This is a genomic window from Methanosarcina sp. A14 (genome assembly GCF_001729375.1).
In the GTDB taxonomy this organism is placed as follows: Archaea; Halobacteriota; Methanosarcinia; order Methanosarcinales; family Methanosarcinaceae; genus Methanosarcina; species Methanosarcina barkeri.
Map to the genome: position 1 here is coordinate 1 of NZ_LZPK01000184.1, position 4,067 is coordinate 4,067.

The window sequence follows — 4,067 nt, forward strand, 5'->3', positions numbered from 1 at the left end:
TTTGGAACAAAAGAACCGGTTTTTCTGCTCGTTTTTTCTTTATTCGGCTTTTCAGGGCTTAAGTTTTTATTCTTTTTTGAAATCGCTGTATCTTTGGCCATAACTTGCTTTAAGGCTCCTTTTTCTCGTGCTTTTATTCGCCCATCATCATTTTTAACATTCTGTAGGAAGCCATAATCTGATTATTTCCATCTCTATCCGTAGGAGCTCCGTGTCCAGGGTACAGGTTTTTTACATCCAGTTTTGTGAGCTTTTCTATTGAGCTAGCCATCTTTTCAGGCACAGAGCCCTCAAAGTCCGTTCTTCCGGAACCCCCGCCTGGAAATACAGTGTCTCCGGAGAAAAGACTTTTTGAGACAGGCTCATAGAGGCAGATACTTCCTTTTGAGTGACCCGGCGTATGGATTACTTCCAGGTATTCTCCATTTCCGATGTCAATTTTATCTCCTTCTTCATATGTAATTGTGGGCCTGACTTCAGGAGCCCGCTCCCCAAAAATCACGGCCACGCTGAGGTAGTCATCATTTATGCCCTCCAGGTCAGCTTTATGTATTCCGACTTTTGCACCGCTTCTTTCGGCAATAACTGCGGCTGCTGCGGCATGATCATAATGGCAATGTGTCAGGACTATTAATTCAATGTCGGTTAGCTTTATATATTTCTCTAGTTGCTTGATAATCAGGTCGCTGTTCATTCCTGTGTCGATCAGCACTTTCCCATTTACCAGATAGACACTGGAATCGTAAGCTGTAGGGCAAATATACCGGACTTCCATAGTTCTTCCTCTTTCACTTCTCTTTTCCTTTTTTCCTTGCTTCCCTTTCCTGCACTTTCTGTGTTACTTCTCTTTCTTACACTTTCCTTACTGTTTACTCTTTGCTTTTAATATGTCTGAGAATTAATGTCTGGAATTAATGTCTAAGAATTAATGTCTGGAATTAATGTCTGGAAATTAATGTCTAAGAATTAATGTCTGGGAATTAATGTTTGAAAATTTAGATACTAAAAGCTCGGCGCGCATTTTCAGTAGTCGATTTTGCGATTTCTGCTGGCTCCATATCCTTAAGTTGCGCTACTACAGGAACAGAGTCTACTATGAAGGCAGGCTCATTTCTGCCTTTGCGGGGAGAAAGGAATGGACTATCGGTTTCCAGAAGCAAGTTTTCAAGCGGAACAGCTTCTGCAAGAGTCTGGTGATGTTCGGAGAAGCAGACAAGAGTTGCCAGGGAAATATAGTATCCCATATCCACAATTTCCCGCATGGTCTCAACAGGGCCGCTATAGCAGTGGTAGATTACCGTATTCACGCCTTTGACAAGTTTCAGCACTTCCGCTTCAGCCTGCCGGGCGTGCACTATAAGAGGTTTGTCCAGATCTTTTGCAAGCTCAATTACCTTTTTGAATGCAGCAGTCTGCCTCTCACGTTCCTCGTTTGTTTTGCAGTCCTGAAAATCCAGACCTGCTTCTCCGATTCCAACTGCTTTTTCTGCATTTTCTTCAATCTGGGCAAGAATAGCATTTATCTCTTTATCCTCGCCTCCTCTGCCAATATCAGGACTCAGGCCAAGCGCGACATAAATATCTTCATTCTTTTCTGCAAGTTCAAGGCTAATACGGTTGCCTTTAAGGGAAATTCCGGAGTTGACCATTCCGACAACTCCTGCCTCTCTGGCTCGTAGAATAGTCTCTTCCCTATCGCGGTTGAATTTAGGAAAATCAAGATGACAGTGGGAATCAATAATTGGATAAGGCATGGATCTGTATTCCATCTCATTTTATTTTACTTTTTATACTAACTATGGAATACAAACCCAAAAATGAGTATGTAGCTCTTATCCGGTTTTTTGTTTTTTAATTATGGCACCTGAGCCCGCCAGTTGTTTGGCCAGCCCAAGTCTTCAATTTTAGCGTTCTGTTTCTCTCTTATACAGCAGGTTCATAGCATTTACAAGGGCTTCTACAGAGGCCATAACTATGTCCGGGTTTGCAGACCTTGCAGTTACAACTCTGCCCTTTTCATTTTCGAGACCTATGTATACATCTGCAAGGGCATCTGCTCCGCCTGTAATTGCATCGATCCTGAATTCCTGGAGTCTGAAGTGGTTACTTTCTCCCAGGATATCTCTTACTGCTTTGAGGGCGGCATCTACAGGGCCAACGCCTGTCTTTGCTGCAATGGTTTCTTTACCTTGGATATCTGCTTTGACTACTGCAGTCGGTGTCAGGATATTTCCTGTCATTACAGAAACTTCTTTGAGTTTAATCAGTTCGTCTTCCGAACTTGCTTTCCCAAGCACGGCAGAGGCAACAGCATAAAGGTCCGCATCTGTAATGTGCTTTCCCTTATTTGCAATATCCTTAATTCTGGATACAATTTCATCAAGCTGCTTGTCATTGCTGATTATGCCTGCAGATTCAAGAGACTGCTTGACTGCATGTTTACCTGTATGCTTACCAAGGACAATACGTCGTTTGTGTCCTACCATTTCCGGTGTCATTATCCCGGGCTCGAAAGTATCGGATTTTTCGAGTACTCCCTGGCTGTGGATTCCGGACTCATGGGAGAAGGCATTTTGGCCTACGACAGGTGTATTTGGAGGCAGCCTGATTCCTGTGTAGTTTTCAACCATTTTCGAGGTTTCTACAAGATACTCAGTGTGAATATTTGTTTTTGCCCCGTAGATTGAGGTCAGACTCATGACTGTCTGGGAAAGATCGGCGTTTCCTGCTCTTTCACCTATTCCATTTATTGTAACCTGAACCTGGGATGCACCTGCTTCGACTGCCATAAGGCTGTTTGCTACAGCAAGCCCAAAATCGTTATGGCAATGTACATCAATAGGAATCGTTATTTCAGCCGCGATATCCTTTATCTGCCTGTACATTGCTGATGGAACCATAACGCCTACGGTGTCTGGTACGTTAATGATATCGCATCCTGCTTCCTGCACTGCTTTGAAAACCTCTATGAGATATTCAGGTTCGGTTCTCGTAGCGTCCATCGCAGAAAACATGCATCTTCTCCCATTATCTTTAATGTACTGGACAGCCTCCACAGCCATTTGAATTACTTCTTCCTGGCTTTTTCTGATGGTATATGTCCGCTGTACTTCAGAAGTAGGGACGAAAGTATGCACAAGTCCTACATCACTGTCAAAACAGGCATCAATATCTTTTTTCAATACACGGGCAAGTCCACAAACCTCAAGATCCAGTCCGGCATGAGAAATAGATTTTACGGATTCTTTATCTCCTTCTGATGAGATTGGAAACCCAGCTTCTATAATGTCTACCCCGAGTTTGTCAAGTTGACGGGCAATTTCCAGCTTCTGGGCAGAAGTTAGAGATACACCAGGGGTTTGTTCTCCGTCACGCAGTGTTGTGTCAAAAACAGTTACCTTTTTATTCCTCATAGGTTCGATGTAAAAATCGATCCCTTCTTTCAGTTCTTACATTCATAGTAATCATCTAGTTGAATGTAGATTTCTAGTATATAAATCTCACGAGAGTTCTTTTATATTTAAACTTAAGTTTTGTTTTTTTATTTTTCGACAGAAACTTATTTATACTAGATGCCCCATTCTAGGGTTGCTTCTCAAGGTGTAACACGACATCTATGAGGATGAAAAACGAAACTTGAAAAACGGGACTTGAAAAACGGAATTTAAAGGTGCCGGAAAAACGAACCTGAAATATGGAAACCAAAGGTGCCTGTAGACATTGTTTTTCTGAAACAATGGCTCATAAAAACGGATAAAGTTAAGGATTCGAAAGTACAACTCTTTTGAAACCTTTTAACTCTTCTCATTTCCCTCTTTCAAAATTGTTCAATCTCCTTTGCAGGAGAAGTTTTATATATAATCAATGTGTTGGATAACTTCCCCGTACATATCAAATGTTCTGAGGAAAACAATACAAAGCTTTATATATAAGAAATTCCTTGTATACCTCCCTCTCACAATGTGATTGTGTCGAGGTAAATAACACAAAGCTTTATATACAAGAAATACCTTGTATATGTCCCTGCGCAAACTGATTGCGTAGGTATAAAAATCACAAATCTCTTT

At 41.7% G+C, this 4,067-nt stretch carries 3 protein-coding genes; all 3 read right to left on the reverse strand.

All coding sequences use genetic code 11. From position 1 onward, the window contains the following. Positions 1-133: 133 nt before the first annotated feature. Positions 134-775 carry an MBL fold metallo-hydrolase gene (locus A9239_RS09535; protein ID WP_048116343.1) on the reverse strand — a complete coding sequence of 214 codons (642 nt, stop codon included), beginning with the start codon at positions 773-775 and terminating at the stop codon, positions 134-136. A 220-nt stretch (positions 776-995) separates the two neighbouring features. Continuing rightward, positions 996-1,754, reverse strand: coding sequence for a TatD family hydrolase (locus A9239_RS09540; RefSeq protein WP_243684313.1), 759 nt, complete (start codon positions 1,752-1,754; stop codon positions 996-998). A gap of 150 nt (positions 1,755-1,904) precedes the next feature. After that, complete coding sequence (locus tag A9239_RS09545) at positions 1,905-3,413, reverse strand: 2-isopropylmalate synthase (RefSeq protein WP_048116347.1); 1,509 nt, start codon at positions 3,411-3,413, stop codon at positions 1,905-1,907. Positions 3,414-4,067 lie beyond the last annotated feature (654 nt).